This is a genomic window from Pseudomonas agarici, from assembly GCF_900109755.1.
GTDB classification, from domain to species: domain Bacteria; phylum Pseudomonadota; class Gammaproteobacteria; order Pseudomonadales; family Pseudomonadaceae; genus Aquipseudomonas; species Aquipseudomonas agarici.
Genome location: NZ_FOAR01000007.1, coordinates 1 through 22388, shown reverse-complemented (window position 1 = coordinate 22388; position 22388 = coordinate 1). Strand labels below are relative to the sequence as shown.

20 protein-coding genes are annotated in these 22388 nt (G+C 61.7%); 17 read left to right on the top strand and 3 right to left on the bottom strand.

Annotated elements, in window-relative coordinates; translation table 11 throughout:
* Positions 1-4 precede the first annotated feature (4 nt).
* Both tssK and BMX68_RS08470 read right to left on the bottom strand, forming a co-directional pair.
* Positions 5-1336 carry a type VI secretion system baseplate subunit TssK gene (gene tssK / locus BMX68_RS08475; RefSeq protein ID WP_026013368.1) on the bottom strand — a complete coding sequence of 444 codons (1332 nt, stop codon included), beginning with the start codon at positions 1334-1336 and terminating at the stop codon, positions 5-7.
* 43 nt (positions 1337-1379) lie between these two features.
* The gene (locus tag BMX68_RS08470) at positions 1380-1754 is read right to left on the bottom strand and encodes a hypothetical protein (protein WP_017133677.1); all 375 of its coding nucleotides are present in this window, start codon (positions 1752-1754) and stop codon (positions 1380-1382) included.
* A gap of 303 nt (positions 1755-2057) precedes the next feature.
* Between BMX68_RS08470 and tssB the strand changes: the two genes are divergently transcribed.
* The 11 genes from tssB (at position 2058) to BMX68_RS08415 (ending at position 14778) form a co-directional block, all read left to right on the top strand.
* Entirely contained in the window at positions 2058-2606 is a 549-nt protein-coding gene (gene tssB / locus BMX68_RS08465; RefSeq protein ID WP_017133678.1) for a type VI secretion system contractile sheath small subunit, read from the top strand.
* Between the two features lie 28 nt (positions 2607-2634).
* Positions 2635-4122, top strand: coding sequence for a type VI secretion system contractile sheath large subunit (tssC, locus tag BMX68_RS08460; protein WP_017133679.1), 1488 nt, complete (start codon positions 2635-2637; stop codon positions 4120-4122).
* 76 nt (positions 4123-4198) lie between these two features.
* Positions 4199-4696 carry an Hcp family type VI secretion system effector gene (locus tag BMX68_RS08455; RefSeq protein WP_017133680.1) on the top strand — a complete coding sequence of 166 codons (498 nt, stop codon included), beginning with the start codon at positions 4199-4201 and terminating at the stop codon, positions 4694-4696.
* Between the two features lie 15 nt (positions 4697-4711).
* On the top strand, positions 4712-5161 hold the full coding sequence (tssE, locus tag BMX68_RS08450; protein WP_017133681.1) for a type VI secretion system baseplate subunit TssE: 450 nt from the start codon (positions 4712-4714) through the stop codon (positions 5159-5161).
* The gene (tssF, locus tag BMX68_RS08445) at positions 5145-6938 is read left to right on the top strand and encodes a type VI secretion system baseplate subunit TssF (RefSeq protein WP_017133682.1); all 1794 of its coding nucleotides are present in this window, start codon (positions 5145-5147) and stop codon (positions 6936-6938) included. Before tssE ends, tssF begins: the two co-directional genes overlap by 17 nt.
* Positions 6902-7921, top strand: coding sequence for a type VI secretion system baseplate subunit TssG (gene tssG / locus BMX68_RS08440; RefSeq protein ID WP_017133683.1), 1020 nt, complete (start codon positions 6902-6904; stop codon positions 7919-7921). Before tssF ends, tssG begins: the two co-directional genes overlap by 37 nt.
* 2 nt (positions 7922-7923) lie before the next feature.
* Positions 7924-10482, top strand: coding sequence for a type VI secretion system ATPase TssH (gene tssH / locus BMX68_RS08435; protein ID WP_017133684.1), 2559 nt, complete (start codon positions 7924-7926; stop codon positions 10480-10482).
* Between the two features lie 35 nt (positions 10483-10517).
* Positions 10518-11378 carry a hypothetical protein gene (locus BMX68_RS08430; protein ID WP_143063262.1) on the top strand — a complete coding sequence of 287 codons (861 nt, stop codon included), beginning with the start codon at positions 10518-10520 and terminating at the stop codon, positions 11376-11378.
* A gap of 43 nt (positions 11379-11421) precedes the next feature.
* Positions 11422-12207, top strand: coding sequence for a hypothetical protein (locus BMX68_RS26325; RefSeq protein WP_017133686.1), 786 nt, complete (start codon positions 11422-11424; stop codon positions 12205-12207).
* A 6-nt stretch (positions 12208-12213) separates the two neighbouring features.
* Positions 12214-14223: a type VI secretion system tip protein TssI/VgrG gene (gene tssI / locus BMX68_RS08420; protein ID WP_017133687.1), complete on the top strand. Its 2010-nt coding sequence runs from the start codon at positions 12214-12216 to the stop codon at positions 14221-14223.
* A 9-nt stretch (positions 14224-14232) separates the two neighbouring features.
* Entirely contained in the window at positions 14233-14778 is a 546-nt protein-coding gene (locus tag BMX68_RS08415; RefSeq protein ID WP_017133688.1) for a toxin-antitoxin system YwqK family antitoxin, read from the top strand.
* A gap of 3 nt (positions 14779-14781) precedes the next feature.
* On the opposite strand, the gene BMX68_RS08410 is transcribed toward BMX68_RS08415, so the two are convergent.
* The gene (locus tag BMX68_RS08410; RefSeq protein ID WP_017133689.1) at positions 14782-15177 is read right to left on the bottom strand and encodes a DUF4280 domain-containing protein; all 396 of its coding nucleotides are present in this window, start codon (positions 15175-15177) and stop codon (positions 14782-14784) included.
* A 100-nt stretch (positions 15178-15277) separates the two neighbouring features.
* On the opposite strand from BMX68_RS08410, the gene BMX68_RS08405 reads away from it, so the two are divergent.
* The 6 genes from BMX68_RS08405 to BMX68_RS08380 form a co-directional block, all read left to right on the top strand.
* On the top strand, positions 15278-16141 hold the full coding sequence (locus BMX68_RS08405; protein WP_060783722.1) for a LysR family transcriptional regulator: 864 nt from the start codon (positions 15278-15280) through the stop codon (positions 16139-16141).
* A 157-nt stretch (positions 16142-16298) separates the two neighbouring features.
* Positions 16299-16838, top strand: a complete 540-nt coding sequence (locus BMX68_RS08400) for an RNA polymerase sigma factor (RefSeq protein ID WP_074862028.1) — start codon at positions 16299-16301, stop codon at positions 16836-16838.
* Entirely contained in the window at positions 16831-17805 is a 975-nt protein-coding gene (locus BMX68_RS08395; protein ID WP_017133691.1) for a FecR family protein, read from the top strand. Before BMX68_RS08400 ends, BMX68_RS08395 begins: the two co-directional genes overlap by 8 nt.
* Positions 17806-17901: 96 nt before the next feature.
* Positions 17902-20862, top strand: a complete 2961-nt coding sequence (locus tag BMX68_RS08390) for a TonB-dependent receptor (protein WP_074862025.1) — start codon at positions 17902-17904, stop codon at positions 20860-20862.
* Between the two features lie 64 nt (positions 20863-20926).
* Complete coding sequence (locus tag BMX68_RS08385) at positions 20927-21772, top strand: TonB family protein (protein WP_074862022.1); 846 nt, start codon at positions 20927-20929, stop codon at positions 21770-21772.
* A gap of 370 nt (positions 21773-22142) precedes the next feature.
* Positions 22143-22388, top strand: a 246-nt coding sequence (locus BMX68_RS08380; RefSeq protein ID WP_177178866.1) for a transposase, incomplete at its 3' end; no start/stop codon positions are given.

The window sequence follows — 22388 nt, the reverse complement described above, 5'->3', positions numbered from 1 at the left end:
TTGACTACGATGCTTCACTGGCCTGCTCGACGAACAGGACGATCTGCCACGGGTTGATCGCCAGCTTCGAGGCTGGCGCGATAATACGCAGCGGTTGTTCGGGATCGAACCACTCGCCCTCGGCCTCGACGACAAACAGCCGGGTGTCGCTGCCGACGCTGTAGGCTACTTGTTCCTGGCGACTCATGACGTGGTGACGTAGTCCGGGCATGCGTTGTCGGGCCAGCACGGTCAGGTGGCTGTCGGAGGCAATGATGGTGCGCTCCAACCATTCGATCGCCGCGCTTTCGCCGGCGCCAGCAGGCATTCGCAGGCCGATCACCAGACGCTGCCGGGGCTGGCGCTCGGGCAGTTGCAGGGAGAACATTTCACCGGTCTGCTCGAACGGCAGGCAGCGATAACCGACACGGATCAGTTCCAGGTCCAGTTCAAGCCAGTTCAGTACCTCTTCGTAACCGCGTCGCAGATCCAGGTAATCCAGCGGCATGAACGCCGGCACCCCGGCCAGCGGATCGAGCAGCGACCAGCCCCCCGCCATCCCCAACAACACCCCGTGCAGCGCTTGAGGGGTGGCGATGCGGCTATTCAGCAGGCCTTCGACTTCCGGCAGGCGAGCCCAGAGCGCACCCAGTTGACGGCGGATTTGCGCGGCATCCTCCTGACTGCCCGCCTGCTGTGCCTGGCGCAGGCGGCCGGCGAGAAACAGACACTTTTCCCGGGCCCGCGCACACAGTGCCGCCACCCGCCGCCCCAAGGGCGACTCCGGCAGCAATCTTGGGCTAGGCGGGACATAGGGCACCTGAACGAAACCGCCGCCCTCCTTACGGATACGCAGCAGCGGCAAACAGATCGAATCGGCCCTTTGGGTGTCGGTGCACAGGTGCGGATTCGGCCGCCAGACCGTGACCGGTTGCGGGTTCTGTCCACTGGTCAAGTCCGGCAACGCCTCGCTGGTCAGCGATTGCAGGCGCCCCTGGAGCTCGCGCAATTGCCCAGCCCGCCAGAGCGGCGTAACCGCCAGGTAGACCGTGACCATCGACTGAGTCGAGTTATCGATAGCCTCGCCGACCTCCAATTCAAGGCGCGCGCCGTCGGCGGCGTCGAGGCTCACCGGCAAGCCGTCGGGAAAGGTGGCTTGCAGGGACAGGATACGCACCTGCCCGGCACACAGCGCGGAGGGATCGATCTCCAGTTGTTCGACCCCCCAGAACCACGGATTGCCCGCCTGGACCAAGTGCGCGGCCAGGGCTTCGCCTCGCAGGCCCTGCAACTGGAAGTGCTGGGGCAGCAATTGCATACCCTCGTACCAGCAGACCGCATCAGGTAACAGACTCATAGGCCTCCCCTCGACATCCGATAGTGCACCTGAGCGACGCGCATCAGTGATCGGTCGGATTCAACAGACTCATTTCCCGGCTGTTGAACTTCAGCCAAGCCTCCTGCTGATCATCCAGCCTGAGCCGGTGCGCACCGGGAGTGTTATAGCTGGCGAACACCAAAAGTCCAGCCGCCTTCTCGCCCCGCAACGGGAAGTCCTGCTCGGCGACAAACTGTCCGGGAACCAGCTCCAGTCCCCACACACTGACTTGCTGGCGATAATCGCGCTGAAACTGCTCACGCTCGCCGAACCACTGCTTGGCGCTCATCCCCACCACTTGCTTGAGCAGGTCGGGGTCCTTCACCGCGACGAAATCCACGGCGATCGGTGTGTTGTCGTTGGCCAGAGGCGCCACGTCCAGGGTGAGCCTCGCCATACCGACCCTGGGCTCGAAAAACGAACAGCCTGACAATGCCAGTACCACTACCAATATAAGAATTTTTTGCGACAAAATTGAATTTTCCCTTTCTTGTGTAGGTCACATAGTGTTTTGCCTTGCTTTTTTATAGACCTGTTCTAGCGTCTTGGGTAGTTCGTCATCGCGACGAATTGGAGGGACCGACGAAAGATTGGCGGGATCGTGTGCTCCACCCCCTGTCTGGCTTTCGCGGTTCGGCGAGGGAAGCGATCACGGGTAACCGCTGCATTGCGCCCGCTCAACGCATCGGAGTCAGCCCACATGGCCGAAAGTACCCAGCACAAGCTCGACCGGATTCGTCCGCCGCGCGTCCAGATCACCTACGACGTGGAGACCGGTGGCGCCATCGAGAAAAAAGAATTGCCCTTGGTCGTCGGCATTCTCGCCGATCTGTCGGGCAAGCCTGTCAACCCGCCGGCGAAACTCAGCGAGCGACGCTTCGTCGAGATCGATCGCGACAATTTCAACGAAGTCCTCGCCTCCATTGCTCCGCGCTCGGTGCTACAGGTCAAGAACACCCTGGCCAATGACGACAGCAAGCTCAATATCGAGCTCAAATTCGGCCATATCGACGATTTCGATCCGGTCAAAGTAGTGGAGCAGGTCACTCCGTTGCGCCGCCTGTTCGAGGCCCGTCAGCGCCTGCGCGATCTACTGACCAAGCTCGACGGCAACGACGATCTGGACAAGCTGCTGCGCGACGTGATCGCCAACACCGAAGGCTTGCAGCAGATCAAATCGTCCGCCCGCGTGCAGGACACCCCGGTCGCCAATGAAGACGGCGCCGCAGCCGAAGAGCCGCAAGCCTGATCGTCGACCCACCCACGGAGGATTTGTCATGCCCAGTTCAGCCAGTGCCGAAAATACCAGCAGCGAAGGCAGTACCCAGACGTTATCCCTGTTGGACCAGATCATTGCCGACGGGCGCATGGCCCATGACGACAGCCAACAGGAATATGCCCGCGACATGCTCGCGGAGTTCGCCACCCAGGTCCTCGACGAAGGCATGGCGATCGACAAAGACACGGTGGCGATGATCAACGACCGTATCAGCCAGATCGACCAACTGATCAGCGCCCAGCTCAATGAGATCTATCACCACCCGGACATGCAGAAGCTCGAAGCCTCATGGCGTGGCCTGCACATGCTGGTGCAGAACACCGAGACCAGCTCGCGGCTGAAACTGCGGCTGCTCAATGTCAGCCAGAAAGAACTGCAAAACGACCTGGAAAAAGCCGTCGAATTCGACCAAAGCTCGCTGTTCAAGAAAATCTACGAAGACGAGTACGGCACCCTCGGCGGACACCCCTACAGCGTGCTGGTAGGCGATTACACCTTCGGTCGTCACCCCCAGGACATTGGCCTGCTGGAGAAATTGTCGAATGTCGCGGCCGCGGCCCACGCGCCGTTCATCGCCGCCGCCAGCCCGAAGCTGTTCGACATGACCAGTTTCACCGAGCTGGCCGTACCCCGCGACCTGTCGAAGATTTTCGAAAGCCAGGAGTTGATCAAGTGGCGTTCCTTCCGTGAAAGCGAAGATTCGCGTTATGTCTCCCTGGTGCTGCCGCACACCCTGCTGCGCCTGCCTTACGGCCCCGACACCAAGCCGGTCGAAGGCATCAACTACATCGAAGACGTGAACGGTTCCGACCACAGCAAGTACCTCTGGGGCAATGCTGCCTGGGCCTTGTCCCAACGCATCACCGAAGCCTTTGCCAACTACGGCTGGTGCGCGGCGATCCGTGGCGCCGAAGGCGGTGGCGCGGTGGCGGGCCTGCCGGCGCATACTTTCCGCACCAGCTCCGGCGACCTGTCGCTCAAGTGCCCGACCGAAGTGGCGATCACCGACCGTCGCGAGAAGGAGCTCAACGACCTCGGCTTTATCGCCCTGTGTCACAAGAAGAACAGCGACGTGGCGGTATTCTTCGGCGGCCAGACCACCAATAAGTCCAAGCTCTACAACACCAACGAGGCCAACGCCAACGCGCGGATCTCGGCGATGTTGCCCTACGTGCTGGCGGCGTCGCGCTTCGCTCACTATCTGAAAGTGATCATGCGCGACAAGGTCGGCAGCTTCATGACCCGCGACAACGTGCAGACCTATCTCAACAACTGGATCGCCGACTACGTGCTGATCAACGACAACGCGCCCCAGGAAATCAAGGCGCAATACCCGTTGCGCGAAGCCCGGATCGACGTCACGGAAATCGCCGGAAAGCCCGGTGCCTACCGAGCCACGGTGTTTCTGCGGCCGCACTTCCAGTTGGAGGAGCTGACGGCTTCGATCCGCCTGGTCGCCAGCCTGCCACCACCGGTCGCGGCCTGAGCCTGTGCCCACCGGTCTCCGGACCGGCGGTTTTTCCTCTTCCTTCCAGTGACAATCCTTTCAGGAGTTTCAGGCGATGGATGCAATCATTCTCGACCTCGGCGGCGACATCAAAGGCGACAGCTTGCTTGAGGGCTACAAGGACAAAATCGAAATCATGTCCTACAGCCACAACGTGGCGATGCAAGTGACCAACGACGTCAGCAACTCGGAACGGACGTCGGGCAAGCCGCATATCGGCGAATTCACCCTGACCAAGTTCGTCGACACCTCGACCCCGTCGCTCAATGAATACTGCTGTGCCGGCAAACCGATCCCGGAGGCGAAAGTCACCATCGGCCGTAACGCCGCCGAAGGCAGCGGGCAATTGCTGCCGTTCATCATCTACACCCTGAGCAACGTGGTGCTGTCCAACGTCAGCGTCAGCGGCGGTGCCGGCGGCAAGCCCGTGGAGACCATCTCGCTGAACTTCACCAAGATCAAATGGGAACTCACCGCCCAGAAGGATGACGGCACCAAGGAAGGCACCGCCGCCTCGACCTGGGACATGGCCGCCAACAAGCTGGTTAAGTAAGGGAGCCGGGCGGCCATGGCAGCGACCGGCATACTTGCCCCGCTATTTGAGCGCCTTGCCGGTGGCGAGGATCAGGCGCAGGCGCTGGAAGCCTTCAATCACCAGGCACTGGCCAACTCGGTGCGCAGCGAACTGCTGCGCCTGTTCAACACACGCCGGGCGGGCGCGGCCATGACCTCGCCACCCAGCATTCTCGACTATGGCATCGCCGACTGGACCTCACTGCAAAGCCAGCGTAGCGACGACCGCCGCAAGCTGGCCCGGGAAATCCGCCAGGCCGTGGAGCACTTCGAGCCTCGTCTGGCCCTCGATGAAGTCGATGTGCGTGCCGTGACAGGCCAGCCCCAGCAACTGAGTATCGTCCTGCATGGTGCTCTGCGCAGTGGTGATCGACATTGGCCCGTGGCCTTTGTCATCGAGCAGACCCAGCAGGGTCTCGAGGTCAGCCATGAGCGATTCGATTGACGCTGAACTGCTCGATTATTACCAACGGGAGCTGACCTGGCTGCGGCATGCCGGAAGCATCTTTGCCCAACAATACCCCAAGGTGGCACGCCGGCTGGAGCTGTCGCCCGGCGAATGCCCCGACCCCCATGTCGAACGCCTGCTGGAAGGTTTCGCCCTGCTGACCGCACGCCTGCAGCGCCGGCTGGACGATGACTATGCGCAATTCAGCGACGCCCTACTGGAACAACTCTATCCCCTGGCGGTGCGCCCTTTACCCTCCTGTGCCATCGTCCAGTTCCAACCGGACCCGAGCAAAGGCAATCTGGCCGCCGGCTATCGTCTGCCTCGGGATACGCCACTGTTCGTCACCACCCGCCAAGGTGACAGCATCCATTTGCGCACCAGCGCCGAGGTCAATCTGTGGCCCCTGGAGATCACCGAGGCGGTGTTGCTCGACCGTGATGAAGCCCAGGCCCTGACCGGGCTGAACCAGGCACGCTCGGCCCTGCGCCTGAGCTTTCGCTGTCAAGGCAAGACCCTCTGGTCAGAGCTGGCGGCGCACCAATTGCGTTTGCACCTGGGCGCCTCACCGGTGGTCAACGCCACGCTCTACGACCTGCTCGGTGCCCATGCCACCCACGTACTCGCCGGTCCGCCCGGCGCCCCGCCACAACCCCTCGACGGTTTACCGCAGATAGTCGGTTTCGCCAGCGACGAAGCTTTATTGCCGGAAGAAGACGGCGTCCATCCGGGCCTGCGCCTGCTGGCTGAATACTTTGCCTTCCCGGATAAATTCAGCTTCTTCGATGTGCCTTTCGGCGGTGGCCGGGACGACAGTGACATCCTCTATCTGTACCTGGTATTCGACCGCACGCCTGGCAGCCGTCTGCGCCTGCAGGCCAGCGATATCGTCTTGGGCTGCTGTCCGGCGCTCAATCTGTTTCCGCGCACATCCGAACCCCTGCGCCCGGACGGCACCCGTAGCGAATACCGGCTGGTCGCCGACAGCCACCGGGAAAACAGCGTGGAGATCCACAGCATCCGTGGCTTGCGTGCCATGACCCCACACGGCGTGCAGAAGGTTGCGGCCTACTACGGCAGCCAGCATGCGCTGGGCGAAAGCCACCTGTACTGGCATGCCCGGCGCATCAGCGGGCTGACGCCCAACCGGTTGGGCAGCGACCTGATGCTGAGCCTGGTGGACACCCGGTTCAACCCCCGCGAAGACGCACCGCAATACAGTGTCACCGCCGAACTGCTGTGTACCAACCGATACCTGGCGCAAAGCCTCGGCGCCGGTACGCCACTGGGTTTCGAGCGCCCCGGCCCGGTGGCCTGGGCACGCCTGCGCAATCCGCCCAGCCCGCAGAGCCTGCCGCGCCTGGATGGCGAGTCGCGCTGGAAACTGGTGTCGCAACTGACCCTCAATCACCTGTCGCTGGTGGAAGGCCCGCGAGCCCTCGACGCCCTCAAGGAAATCCTCGAACTGCATAACCTGCGCGACGAGGCCAGTGTCCGTCGGCAGATCGAAGGACTGCTGGGAATGACCTGCGAGCGGGTGGCCGCGCATGTCGGCGAAGATGCCTGGCGCGGTTGGCGCAATGGCCTGGAAGTGCGCGTGCAATTAGATCCGCAACGCTTTGTCGGCCATAGTGCGGTGCTGTTTAGCGCCGTGCTGGCACAGTTCTTCTCACTCTATGCCACCGCCAATCGCTTCGTGCGCACGGTGCTGGTCCAGTCCGACAAGGAGGTCAAGACATGGCAACCCCAACCCGGCCAGCCACTGTCCCTCTGAGTCGACAACTGCGCGACGCCCCGCAGGCCTTCGAATTGTTGCAGGCCCTGTTGTTGCTCGAATGCGAATGTCCGCAGGCGGTGCCACTGGGCACCGGCACCGCACCCGACGCCGAGGCCATGCGCCTGCGCGGACCGTTGACACCATTGTTCCCCAGCAGTGAAGTGCAAAGCCTGAAGGAAACCGAGGGCCGGCAACCGGTGTTGACCACGCCGGTGTTCGGTCTCGGCGGCCCCGATGGGCCATTGCCCTACGCCGACCAGGAATGGTTGCAACAACGAGCCCGGCAGAAGGACCACGCCCCTGCCGAGTTCCTCGATCTGTTCCAGCACCGATTGATCAGCCTGCTGTATCGGGTGATGCGCAAGCACCGGGTCGCCGTGGGCTTTGCATTGCCCGCCGCCACCCCTGTACACCGCCAGTTGCGCGCCTTGACGGGCTTGTTGCCCAACGCCCTGCATGATCGCGGTGCCTTGCCCGATGCGGCGGTACTGGCACGCAGCGCGCTGTTCGCTGGCGGGCGACGGTCATTGGCGGGGTTCGCGGCGGTGGTACGCGGGCATTTCAACATACCGGTGGCGGTCGAGGCCTATATCGGTGCCTGGCGGGAGATCCCCTCGGCCAGTCGCAGTCGCATGCTACCCGGTGGCCGCAATCTGACCCTGGGGCGCGATGCCGTCGCCGGCACACGGGTCTGGGATGAACATGCCGGTATCCGCCTGACCCTGGGCCCGCTGCGCAACCGCCAGGCTGCGCGCTTTCTCCCCGACGGCGAGGCCCATCCGGCCCTGGCCGCTCTCGCCGGCCTGTACTTCGGCCCTGACTTGGACTGCAACCTGACCCTGCTGATCAGCGACGCCGGGCCATTGACCCTCGACAGCGGCGCACCGCCGCAACTGAGTTGGAATGGCGGCCTGCAAGCGCAACCCACTGACCATGTGCAACGAATCGAAACTCGCTTGCGCCCACAGGAGATCACCTGAGCATGGAACTGGGCAGCCTGATCGGACGCCTCAACGCCGACAACCGTCGCGCTCTGGAAAAGGCTGCCCAGCGCTGCCTGCAACGGGGTCATCACTATGTGGAAATCGAGCACCTGTTGCTGGAACTGCTGGAGATCGAAGGCGGTGACTTTGCCTGGCTGCTGCCGCGTTTCGGCCTGGAGCGCGATGCCTTGTCGGCGCAGATCAACCAGGCGCTGGAACTGTTCAAGTCCGGCAGCACCCGCACCCCAGCCCTGTCGGCACAGACCATCGGCCTGCTGGAAGATGTGGTGGTCCAGGCCAGCGTGCTCGGCCTCGATAGCATTCGCTCGGGGTTGTTGCTATTGGCCCTGCTCGATCGCGATGAGCGGCGCAGCCTGCTGCTCAACAGCGCCTCGTCGCTGCTGAAGATTCCTCGCGATACCCTGCGCGCCAATCTGCTGGAATGGACGGAGAACTCTCGCGAACACAGCGGGCCGAAACGTTCGACTGCCGCTGCCAAGGAGAAGCCCGCCCAGCAGAACACGGCGCGGGACTCAGTGCTCGACCAATACACCCAGGACCTCACCGCCGATGCCCACGCTGGGCGCATCGACCCCATCGTCGGCCGCGACGGCGAGATCCGCCAGTGCATCGATATCCTCCTGCGGCGCCGGCAGAACAACCCGATCCTGGTGGGCGCGCCGGGGGTCGGCAAGACGGCAGTGGTCGAGGGCCTGGCCCTGCGCATTGCCGCCGGCGACGTGCCACCCTCGTTACAGGAAGTCAGCCTGCGGGTGTTGGATCTGGGCCTGTTGCAGGCCGGGGCCGGGATCAAGGGCGAATTCGAACAACGCCTCAAGGGGGTGATCGATGCGGTTCGCACCGCCGATAAACCGATCATCCTGTTTATCGACGAAGCCCATACCCTAATCGGCGCAGGCGGCGCGGAAGGTGGCAGCGATGCGGCCAATCTGCTCAAGCCGGCGCTGGCCCGAGGCGAATTACGCACCCTCGCCGCCACCACCTGGATGGAATACAAGAAATACTTCGAGAAGGACCCGGCCCTGGCCCGGCGTTTCCAGTTGGTGCAGGTTGAAGAGCCCAACGAAACCACTGCCGTGGAAATGCTCCGGGGCGTGGCCGCCAAGCTGGAACAGCACCACGGCGTGCAGGTGCTGGATGCGGCGATTCACGACGCAGTCAAGTTGTCCCACCGCTACATCTCCGGACGACAACTGCCGGACAAGGCCATCAGCATTCTCGACACCGCCTGCGCACGGGTCGCTCTCGGCCAGCACGATATTCCGCCACCATTGGAAAGCCTGCGTCATCGCCAGCAGAGCCTCAAGGAAGAACTCGACCGCTTGCGCCGCGAACAAGCGACGGGGCTGGATCATCGTGAACGCATCACCGTGCTGGAAAGCGAATCCACCGACAATCTGCAAGCCATTCACGAGCTGGAAATCCGCTGGGGCGAAGAGCGCGAGGCCGTGCGCGAACTGTTGGAAAAACGCCGTGAATTGCTCGCCTTGAGCGACAGCCTGGACAACGGCAAATCCGACGAAGAAACCGACAGTCGCATCGACACCCTTGCCGCCGAACTGGTGCGCCTGGAAGCCGGGCTCGATGCCATTCGCCAGGACGATCCACTGGTACCCGAACAGGTCGATTCGAAAACCGTGGCGGCGGTGATTGCCGGTTGGACCGGGATTCCCGTGGGCAAGATGCTCGCCGACGAAGCCCATGCGGTACGCACCCTCGGACAACGCATGGGCCAGCGGGTGATGGGCCAATCGGCGGCTCTGGGAACCATAGCCCAGCGTTTGCAGGCCTATCGGGCCGGGCTGACCGATCCACAAAAACCGGTGGGGGTATTTCTGCTGCTTGGCCCTACCGGCGTGGGCAAGACCGAAACCGCTTATGCCCTGGCGGACGCCTTGTATGGCGGCGAACGCAACCTGATCAGCATCAATCTTTCCGAGTACCAGGAAGCCCATACCGTCAGCCAACTGAAAGGCGCCCCGCCCGGCTATGTCGGTTATGGCAGCGGTGGCGTACTGACCGAAGCCGTGCGGCGCAAACCTTATTCGGTGGTGCTGCTGGATGAAATCGAAAAGGCCCACCCGGACGTGCTGGAAGCGTTCTACAACGTCTTCGACAAGGGCGTGATGGAGGACGGCACCGGGCTGGTGGTGGACTTCAAGAACACCGTGATGCTGGCGACCAGCAATGTCGGTGCGCAATTGATTCTCGATACACCGATTGCGCAGTTGGGCAACGATGCCTTTAACGAGCGTCTGCGCAAGGTGCTGGTGCAGGCCTTCCGACCGGCGTTCCTGGCACGCATGACAACAGTGCCTTATCGGCCACTGGACGAGACGACGCTGGAAGCAATCGTCCTGGCGAAACTGGAGAAGCTGCGCGAGCGCTACAAGGCGGCCACCGGCAAGCAGTTCGAGTTTGATGCGGGGATTGTCAAGGCGGTGTTGGCCAAGTGCAGCGCGGCGGGTGCCCGCGATGTCGAGAACGTATTGATGACACAAGTGACCGGAAAGTTGGCGGAATGGGTACTGGAGTGAAGACTAGTGGCCTGGACTCTATACAGGGACTTACAATGTCGTTTTATTACCAAGTAACCAACGTAAAGAATCTATTCAGCATCAAACTATATGGCCTGGCTCCGCGAGTGAATCGGCCTGCGGGCCTGGCGCAGGGGGCTACGGCCCAAGATCGCACGGCCAGCGAAGCGGGAAAAGTAGAAAGTTTTGTCCGAGAATTCCTTTTCAAAATTCTTAAAGATGGGCATAGCATAGAGAGCATACTACAAGCAGCGAATCCAGGAATCATCTTAGAACCGCCGCTGATCACAGGTGAAATAGACTATTCCACGACTCCACCGACGCGCATTGACAATCTATGGCTCGATGCTAACAGCCAAGAATATATCGAGCGTTACTGCAAATTCCTTGGAAAAGGCACTGTCAACAAGAGCAGCTTCAAGGCCCTTAAACTGGACACTTACACTAACTACAAGAAAGCCTACGCCTCTCTGGCAAGAGCCTTCATTGCAATCAACCCCGATCATTTTCTCACGCAACTAGCCATACGCCACGTCAGAACCTACTACGAAATAGAATTCATGGTCGCTGGCACGAACATCTACTTCTTCGATCAACAAAACATGATCATAAACTATGGAGGTTATGTAAAAACCATTGGCGGGGGGTTGTACGAAAAAATGGCGCTACTCAGGGTTCACCAAAGCAACCTTGGAAAATTATATCCAGACTCCGCACAAGGCAACGCCGTCACCAGCAAAAACAGCGTACCCGCGACAGCCATCGAGTTCATCATTGGTGCTTCACTGGAAAGTGTCAACACCGGAACGATATTCAACAATGGAGAATGGCATGCGCTGTCAACGATAAGTTTTACCAAACTGTCCGAGCATCTGCCCGCGATAACAAAATCATAAATACAACAAAAACAACAATACAAAAAATGCGCTGAGAGAAAAAATGACCTCCATCAGAATCCTGACATGGAATAGCACCGGGGAAAGTCCGGCCAAAGCCATCAGCCTTGGTAATCAGGCGGTGAATCCGGGAGGCTACTTGGGTCATCCATTTATCGATGTCTACCTGATTCAGGAAGCCCAACAAGCCCCCGGCGGGGATATCAGCAACTACCTGACGGGGCTGGCAGGCTACACAGTCCATCACATCCAGGAAAACCTTGGCGGCGGTGGAAAGGGTTATATATGTGCCACTCGTGACCTGAGCGTTACCGTGACAACGCCATTGACACTGTGGAATTACGCGGCTGATCCTCTTTTCATGTTATGGCCCGGCCGCAACGCCTTGCAGGCATCCAGCTGGACACCTCCTGCCAGAACCCCAGCCTATACACTGGTGACCGTCGGCGCGATAAACATTCTATTGATTACCTGGCATGCGCCCTTGGGCGTATCGACCCTGCCGATCATCGTCGGCTCGATGACCGGCGGCGCCTTGATCGACGCTTACCTGGCATTCGATCACAGCCAACTGCTTAGCAACCCAATGGTGGCGGTGGGTGTCGTTCCCGACTTCATCGTGATTGCCGGTGATCTCAATGCAAAGCCGGCCGCCTTGGGTAAAAACTATTTCGGCTATACGCCGCTGGACGATTTCGACGGCGTTTCAAATAACCTCGACCACATCCTGGCAACCTCTCCGGCACATATGCACTTTCATTTTTCCCAAGACTACAGCTACGGAACAGCCAGCGTTCATGACATCTTTTGCGCCCGCCTGCACTGGTGATAATTGATGCCCCGCTCAGTCGATAGCAACACCAGTGTGTCACTCAGCGCTTCGTCACTGTCGGCGCTTTATCCGCAATCCCTTTGCGGCGAAGAAGCCCTGAACCAACTCGGCCAATACCACCTGCTCGGCCTCAACGACGGCCCCTCCCTCACCCTGAGCAGCGCCATCGCCAGCCACGTCACCACAACCTTTCATCACGACGCGCTGATTCGCCCACTCGATGCGCTGGTCGCCGAAATCCGCCAACTGCCCGCCGATGCCACCGCCGAGCGCTACCAACTGGTATTGCGCCCCTGGCTCTGGTGGCTGACGCTCGCCAGCAACAACCGCGTGTTCCAGAACCTCAGCACTTCGGATATCGTCACCACGATCTTCAAGGCCCATGCCTTCAGTGACTTCAAACTGTCGCTCAGCGCCAGCTACACCCCGCGCGCATACTGCATCCAGTACGGCGAGACCGATTTCGCCTTTGTTTCGCGGCTGCTGGAGGAAGAAGGCATCTTCTGGTTCTTCACCCATGAAGACGGCAAACATACCCTGGTGCTGGCGGACAGCAATGATGCTTTCCCGCAGATTCCCAACGGACCGAAAGTAGCGTATCTGGGCCAGGAAATCGGCGTGCGCGAACTGCACGGCATCCGCTGTGGCCAACAATGCCTGCAGGCCGTCGCCGGGACCTATCAGACCACCGACTACGAATTCACCACCCCGACCACGTCGCTTTATGCCCAGGCCGAAGCCGTTGCCGGACCGCGCACGGTGTATGAACACCCCGGCGGCTACACGGCCAAGGCGCGTGGCGACACCCTGAGCAAGCAGCGGCTGGACGCCCTGCGCGGCCAGGAAAAACGCTTTGTCGGCGAAAGCGATTGCCGCTGGCTGGTGCCGGGTCACTGGTTCACCCTCACCGGCCATGATGACGCCAGCCTGAATATCGACTGGGTAGTGACCTCGGTAACCCACGAGGTCGATCACGAAAACTACCGCAATCGCTTCGAAGCAATTCCCAAGGCGAGCGCCTTTCGCCCGGCGCGCAACACGCCAAAGCCCCGCATGCACACACAGACCGCCCTGGTGGTGGGCAAGTCCGGCGAGGAGATCTGGACCGATGAATACGGTCGGATCAAGCTGCAATTTCCCTGGGACCGCGATGGCAAGCATGATGAAACCAGCTCCTGCTGGGTGCGCGTGGTCCTGCCCTGGAGCGGCAAGGGCTTCGGCATGCAGTTCGTGCCGCGGATCGGCCAGGAAGTGATCGTCACCTTTATCGACGGTGACCCGGACCGGCCATTGGTCACCGGCTGTGTCTATAACGGCGACAATGCCCTGCCCTACGCGCTGCCGACGAACCAGACCCAGTCCGGGATCAAAACCAACTCGTCCAAAGGTGGTGGTGGCTTCAACGAACTGCGTTTCGAGGACAAGAAGGACGCCGAAGAAGTCTTTCTCCAGGCCCAGAAAGACTTCAAGATCAATGTGCTCAACGACACCACCGCGACCGTCGGCCACGATGAAACCCTCACCGTACAGAACGCCCGCACCCGCACGGTGAAGGACGGCGACGAAACCGTGACCCTGGAAAAGGGCAAGCGTAGCGTCACTCTCCAGACCGGCAGCGATACCCTCGATGTGAAGGACAGCCGCACGGTGAAGGTCGGCGCCGACCAGACCCACAGCACCGGTGGCAATTACCAACACCAGGTCAGCGGCAACTACAGTCTCACCGTGGACGGCAACCTGACGATCAAGGTGACCGGCACCCTGACCCTGCAGAGCGGCGCCAGCTTCGCCATCAAGAGCGATGCCGACCTGGCGGCTCAGGCCGCGACCTCCATCAGCCAGAAGGCGGGTACTTCGCTGAGCAACCAAGCCGGCACCTCGCTGGATAACAAGGCCGGTACCAGCATGACCAACGACGCCGGCATCAGCCTGACCAACAAGGCCGGTGCCGAACAGACCGTGGACGGCGGCGGCATGTTGACCATCAAGGGTGGCCTGGTGAAGGTCAATTGAGGAGCGCCCATGAGTGACTCGAGCAAACTGGACCTGATACGCGGCGACAGTCGTCTCACCGGTCACCTGCTGGATGAGCGGCTGACAGGACCACTGCAGATCGAGGAAGCCGGACGCCCCCAGGCCAGCCTGAACTACAGCCAGGGCGAGTTGCAGGGGTGGTCGACGCTCTATCACTCCAATGGCAAGATCTCGGCGCAAGTGCCCTATATGGCCGGCAAAACCCACGGTATCGCCAGTTTCTTCAGCGCCGAAGGCGACTTGCAGCGCAAGGCGGCTTATCGCCACGGCCTGCTGCACGGCGAGGCGAGCAACTACTTTGCCGACGGTGGCGTGGCGCAGGTCGAGCACTATCGCGATGGCGTGCGTGATGGCCTGTACCAGCGCTTTCACCAAAACGGCCAACTCGCCCTGAGCAGCCGTTATCGCAACGGCCAGTTGCTCGATGCCGGGCAAGCCTACGCCGAGGACGGTCGTCCGCTGGATGTCGAGGGCAAGCCGATCTCGCGCTGGCGCTGGTGGTGGTTGCGCCGTGAAGGTCAGGAAGAGATCTGAGCTTCAGGGAATCAGCATTTGTACCTGTCCCGGCACGACGATCTTGATCACCCCGCCCCACGTACACATCACGCAGCTGTTGGCATCCAGTGCCGGCATGCCGCCCAGCAGCAAGGTCGGCGGACCACCGGGAATCCACGGTGTGGCGGTGGCCGGAATGCACGGCATGGGCGTCAGCACGCCGAGTGCGGCGGCGGTCGCGGCGGCCACCATGGGATTGGCGATGCTCTGGCACATGCCAAACGTGCCGATATTCACCAGCGGGATGTAATCCATGATAGTCGCAGCCGGCATGCTGCTGGTCAGGGTCCGATTGATCGGCAGTACGTTGAGCAGACCCGGCGCGGCGCCGAAGCTGCATTGCAAGGTGGCGCCGCTGCACACCTGGGGACTGCCCATGGGGATCTCCTCTTCGTGTTGGCTGTGAGACAGTGCCAGCGTAGACCAGAACAGGTGGTTAGCGATTACACTGTCATTTCCTCCGCGCCCCGGACGCCCCATGGATATCGACCTCGCCCGCACCTTTCTCGAAATCGCTCGCTACGGCAGCCTGGTGGCCGCCGCCGAGAAACTGCATGTGACCCAGACCGCGATCACCGCCCGGGTGCAGAAACTCGAAAGCCAGCTCGATGCCACGCTGTTTGTGCGCAATCGTGCTGGCGCCAGACTGACCGCCGATGGCGAGGCTTTCGTGGTCTACGCCAACCAGTTGGTGCAGACTTGGGAAGCCGCTCGCCGCGATCTGCCACTGCCGGACGGTTTCAACAACGTGCTGCATATCGGCGGCGAGGTCAGCCTCGGCAACCCGCTGATCCTCAGTTGGGCCAAAGCGCTGCGCGAACAGATCCCGACCCATGCGCTGCGCACGGAAATCCGCGACGGCGAGCAGTTGCTGCGCCAGCTCGAACTGGGTGTGCTGGATGCCGCGCTGGTCTATCAGCCGGCGTACTGGACAGGGTTGCAAGTTGAGCAATTGTTGGAGGAAAAACTGATCTTGGTGCGCTTGACGCAACAGCCCGAACCCTATGTGTATGTCGACTGGGGCGAGGGCTTTCGCCGTCAGCACGACGCCGCCTTGCCAGACAAGGCGCGGGCCGCCGCCAGTTTCAACCTGGGGCCGGTGGCCTTGCAGTTCATCCTCGGCAACGGCGGCTGCGGGTATTTCCGCGCTCGGGTGGTGCAGAGTTATCTGGACAGCGGCCTCCTGGAGCGAGTGCCCAAAGCGCCGGAGTTCAGTTACCCGACCTATCTGGTGTACGCCCGCGAGCGGGACTCGGCCACCTTGCAGAAGGCTTTCGAATTGTTGCGCGAGATCGTCAAGGCCGGCAGTGACTGGTCCCAGCGCTGGGACTCGATGATCTGAGCTTCAGGCCAGGCTGATCAAGCGCACAGGCTTAGTCGCGCTCGAAAAAACGCTATTGATAATTACTCTCAATTGATCTACCGTCGCGTCGCCGCGCTTGCGGTGGCCTTCGTAAGGATTACCCTCTCCCGACGGAAAGGGTATCGAGAGTGTTTTTGTGACAGACCCCGCTGCACGGCTCCAGCTCTATCTCAGCCATCGACCCGCCTTGATCAACTATGCCAAGGCGGTGGTGGGCGAACGCACGCAGGCCGAGGATGTGGTGCAGGATGCGTTTCTGCGCTTCAACGATCGGCAGCATGATCCGGTCGAACAACCGACCGCCTACCTGTACCGTATCGTGCGTAATCTGGCGCTGGATACCGTGCGCCGCCAGGCCAGCGAAAAGCGCCAGATCCAGAGCCCGCCGTCCTGGTTGCGACCGGCGAACCCGCTGTCTCCCGAACAACGCGCGCTGCACAGCGCCGATGCCAGCCAAATAGCCCGCACCCTGGCCGGTCTGCCCGAACAGATGCGGATCGCCGTCGAGATGCATCGCCTGGGTGGATATACTCTACAGCAGATCGCGGCCCACCTCGGCGTCTCGCTGTCCACCGCCCACCGTCTGGTCAAGGAAGCCATCGTCCACCTGGCCGCCAGCCTCGAGCCCCATGACCGGGCGCCGCTCGTGTCCCGCAAGGAAAGCCCCCATGCCTGACTCCTCGCCCCTCCCGCCGGTATCACAGGCCAGCCTTGAACAGGCAGCCGAGTGGCTGTTGCGCCTGGAAACCGCGCCGGAGTGTTTCGATGATTTCGATTTATGGCTGCACAGCCAGCCGGAACATTTCGTCGCCTGGGCACGCGTCAACCAGGCAGTGGTTGCGTTGGCTGAACAGCCAGCCACCGGCACCGGACACTGGCCGGCCACATCGCCGCCCAGGTCCAGGGCGTCCACGACATTGCCACGGCCACGCTATCGCCTACGTCGGCGCTGGCTGGTGGCTGCCTGTGCGAGTGTTTGCGCCGTGGCTCTGGTGCTGTTACTGAACCCTGAGTGGCACAGCGACTACAGTACCGGTACCGGGCAGACGCGGCTGATCTCGCTGGCCGATGGCAGCCAACTGACCCTGGCCCCGCAAAGTGCCGTGGATGTGAACTTCGCGGGGCCCCTGCGACAGGTGAAACTGCTTCGCGGCGAAGCGTTCTTCGAGGTGGTCCACGATGTCACCCGGCCCTTTGAAGTGCAGCACAACGATACGGCGGTCCGCGTGCTGGGCACCGCCTTCGACGTCGCGCAAAACGAGGCGGGACTCAAAGTCGAAGTGCGTGAAGGCGCGGTCGGGGTCACCCACCAGGGCCAACCCTATCGCCTGAGCCCAGGCCAGCGCCTGTGGATCGAACGCCGCAACGGGCGAGTCAGCCAGACACAGATCGCCACTCAGGAAATAGGCGGTTGGATCGACGGGCCGCAGTTCTTCGAAAACGCCAGCGTCGCCCAGGTGGTCGAGCAATTGCGGCGTTATCAGCGCGGCTGGATCGTACTCGACGAAAATCTGGCCGGCCAGCGCGTCACCGGCCTCTACGACCTGCGTGATACCCAGCGCGCCTTGCGGGCCTTGGTGGCACCGTTGGGCGGCGAGATCAGCCAGTATTCGCCACTGCTGAGCGTGATCCGTAAAAAATAATTATATCCGCGCTGAAAAAAACGCCCGAGGTGTTCGTCTTTGTTGCTTTTATATTGCGAATGAGTCGCAATATATTTTGCCTGGAGACGAGGAAGCATGCGTCAACGATCACAATCGCGCCCGATAGCCGGGCCGGCCAAACGCCCTCACACCCCGCTCGCCCTGGCCTTGCTGGCAGCGCTGCTGGGCACGGTCGGGCTGGGGAGCGACGGCGCGCTGGCGGTCGAACAGAGCTGGCCGGCCGATAACGCTCTGCGCTCGTTCAATATTCCCGCGCAACCGCTGACCACCGCCCTGAGCGCTTTTGCCCGCCAGGCCGGCCTGCAGCTGGGGCTCGCAGCGGGTCTGGTCGACGGCTTCCAGGCACCCGCCGTGCAAGGCAGCTACAGCCCGGAGCAGGCACTACGCCTGCTGCTCGGCAACACACCGATACACTGGACGATCGATGATCAGCGCAGCCTGATCCTGAGCCGCAGCCGAGCGAGCGAGCCTGGCAACGATGCAGTGGCTGACGACCTGGACGACTCGCAGTTGCTCGGCGCGGTGACCATCAAGGGTGGCAAGACCAGCCGACTCAACGGCGATGCGGCGCGAGTTTACAGCGCCGCACGCTCTTCGGCGTTCATCTCCGCGCAAACCCTCAACCGCTTTCGTGGCAGTTCGGTCGGCGACATGCTCAAGGGCGTGCCTGGCGTGCAGGTCGGTGACAACCGCAACGGCGGTGCCCTGGATGTGAACATCCGGGGCATCCAGAGCCAGAGCCGGGTCCCGGTGACCATCGATGGCAGCCAGCAGGCCATCGACGCCTATCGCGGCTACGGCGGCATGCAACAACGCAGCTATGTCGACCCCGACCTGATCAGCGAAGTAACCGTCAACAAGGGCCCCAGCCTCGACGCCGACGCTGCGGGCGCCATCGGTGGCATCGTCAAGATGAAGACCCTGCAGCCGGCCGATATCCTGAAAAAGGGTGAAACTGTCGGCATCCGCCTCAAAGGCGATATCGCCAACAACAGCAGCGAGCGTCCCAGCGAGTACAACGCCAAGCCGCGCCATGGCGGCAACAGCCTGGCTGATCTCGACAGTCACTCGGGCAGCCTGGCCTTCGCCAGTACCAGCGAACACTTGGACGTGGTCGCCGCTTACTCCCATCGTCAAAGCGGCAACTACTACGCCGGCAAGCAGGGTTTCAAGAAATACCAAGTGTTCAAGAATGTCCGGCGCTGGGACCCGGCGACCCACCAATATGTCACCCGCACCGAGGAGCAGAACGGCCCGGCCAAGGTCTTCAAGGCCGGCGACGAAGTCCTCAACACCTCCAGCGACAGCGAATCGGCGCTGCTCAAGATGACCCTCAAGCCGACCACGGAGCAGTCGCTGGAGCTGGGTTATCGCTACACCGATAGCCAATTCGGCGAGGTGATGCCCTCGCGAATCATCCGTAACACCAGCGGTACAGTGCCGCAATGGGCGCCTGGCAAGATGCGCATCAATGCCTACACTGCCCGCTATGCCTTCAAGCCCGAGGACAACCCACTGGTGGACCTCAAGGCCAATCTCTGGTTGACCCAGGCCAACAGCCTGATGTTCAACGGTCTGAGCACCGTGACGCCACTGGGTGGCTCGCCCAGCGAGCCCGATCAACTCAGTGAGGACGGCTATCGCGATGCCTTGCGCAACGAAACCAAGAACACTCGCTGGGGCTCCGACATCAGCAACACGTCGCGCTTCACCACCGGCGTCGGTGATTTTGCCTTCAGCTACGGCGGCTCCTACCAACATGAAAAGCTCGGTCCCGGCGACCATACTCCAGTGTTGCAATCGGATCTCGACCAGAACCGCTTTATCCGCAGCGGCGAACGCCAGGAAGCCAGCCTGGTCAGTTCGCTGCAATGGAATCCGGTTCAACGCCTGACCCTGACCGCCGGCGGGCGCTACAGCGAATTCCACAGCAAAGACCACAACCGCCTGGCCACGCCAAGAACTTTCGGCGAGCGCCCGGTGCGCTGGACCTGGTTGCTCAGGGGAGGCAAACGCATCGGCTACGTGTACTGGGCGCCAGACCAGAACGGTCAGTTCACTAACGCCTCGCTCAATGCCACGCCTTATGAAGGCGGCACGGTGGCGGGCAGCGGCTACGACAGCTTCGACGCCAATGATCCGCAGATTCAGCAATACCCGACCTCCTACAGCTACGCCAAACCCATCGAACGCCGGGCCCACGCCTTTACCCCCTCGATCAGCGCGAAGTTCGACCTGACCCCCGACAGCTTCGTCTACGCCAGCTACACCGAAGGCGTGCGCATGCCGAGCCTGTTCGAATCGTCCCTCGGCCTGTTCACTGCCGCCGTTCCTGGCGCCGACCTGAAACCCGAACGCAGCAAAGCCTGGGAGTTGGGCGCCAGTACGCTGCGCAACGACTGGTTGACCGAGGGCGATACGGCGGCGTTGAAACTGGCGTACTTCAATAACAAGATCCAGAACTACATCACCCGCGATTATCTCGACATCTCCGCGGGCAACCTGCAGAACGTCGACAGTTTCACTGTGCGCGGCCTGGAGCTGCAGTCGAGCTACGACATGGGACGGCTGTTCGCCGACTTCTCCGCCACTTACTACATCGACGCCAAGACCTGTGCGCCGAACCTGGCGCAGCAGATGCGCAACGACGGCACCCCCAATACCCCCAATTGCGTCTCCGGCGGCTTCCCCGGTTCCTACACCAACACCCAGAACCCGCCGAAATACTCGCTCAACAGCACCCTGGGCACACGTTGGTTCGATAACCGCCTGACACTCGGCATGCGCCTGGTCTACAACAGCGCGCCGACCGCCAAGCTGAACAAGGACTGGAACGAAGGCATCACCACCAACCAGATCTACTACCAGACTTCAGCGGTCTACGACGCCTTTGCCAGCCTGGAAATCTTCAAGGACACCCAACTGGATTTCACCGTGCAGAACCTGACCAACGTCTACTACGTCGACCCACTGGCGCAAAGCTTTATGCCAGCGCCGGGCCGGGCCTTGCGCACCGGTCTGACCATGAAGTTCTGAGCCCTATCACCCCTGACAAGAACGGGCTGCTCTTGGCGGGAGCGGCCCCTGTACCGAGAACACTGTGACTGACCTGATGATGGCATCGACCACCTGCGGTACGCTCCAACGGCGTCCCCCCAATTACCTGCAAGGCGACGGCACCCGGCGCTGGAGTCTGGCGATCTTGGCGACTCTGGGGGTCTATGCCGCCGTGGCGGCATTTCTCCTGTATGACGCGCCGATTCCGACGGCCACCGCGCCAGCCGCAATGATGATCGAACTGGCGCCCGTGCCGGTGGCCCAGGTGGTCCCGGAAGACCTGCAGGTCGCCCCTGACAAAACCGTGACCATGCCATCGAACGCAGCAATGCCGGCCAAGCCCAGGGCACTAGCGAAACAGGCAAGATCACAGGCTCAGAAACCCGTGCCCAAGCCCGTGGCCCATCCGTTGCAGAGCACGCCGCAGCCCGCCAGGGAAACCCTGGTCTCGCCTTCCTCCACGGCGCAGCCAGCGCGCCAGAATGATCAGGACGATGCCGACCAGACCTCCCCCGCCGCTGCCTCGACCGCCACGGCGCCGCCCAAGACTGAGGCCATGCCGGCCGAGCGCACGGCGGCGAGCCAGTCCTCCAGAGGCGCTGCCGACCCGGCGTTGCGGGCACAGTGGGAGTCGCAGTTGCTGGCGCATATCGAACGTTTCAAGCGTTACCCGCAAGGTGCCCGCGAGCGAGGTGATCGCGGCACAGCCTATCTGCGCTTCGAGATCGACACCGAGGGCCAGGTGCTGTCGGCGCGGATCGCCAGAAGCTCGGGGCTTGCCGAACTGGACCAGGCGGCCCTCGACATGATCCATCGCGCATCCCCCGTCCCACGCCCCCCGATGGGGAGCGCGAGCCGCTTCACCGTGCCGGTGGTGTTTGCCCAGTGAAATCCATTCAACAAGAGCCGCGAATCGACATGAACCCACCCGCCGCCCATGGCCCTCACCGACGCGGACACGATAGAGCTTCAACGTCGAGTTAGTCAGTGCAAAATCGCGGGCACCGATCAGCGGGAGGAGATAGGCCATGGGGTCGATCCGATCCGTCGGCCAGCGTTTGATCGCCAAGCGTTGGCGGCGCATCGGCGGTAGCCGCCGAATGGGCCAGTCCTTCCCGGCCACCAGAGCGGGTATCCGTCGGGGTCCGACAGCACGCCAAAACGAAAAACCCGCCAAAGCAGACTGTGTGAAAACCTAGCAATCTGCGCAGTGCTCGAAGAAAATGCTCCGTATCGAAAGATACGGAGCATTTTTCGTTATGGCTTACATCCAGGGACAGTCCCGCAGCCAGACCAGCCTGTTTCCGGTATCGCTGGAAGAGTTGATCCCCGAGGATCACCTCGTTCGCGTTATCGACCTTTACGTCTCCAAACTGGATCTGGTGCGACTAGGCTTTGATAAAGCACTTCCCAAAAGCACCGGCCGGCCTTCTTACGATCCAGCCGATCAGCTAAAACTTTACCTCTACGGTTATTTCCAGCGGATCCGTTCATCACGGCGCCTC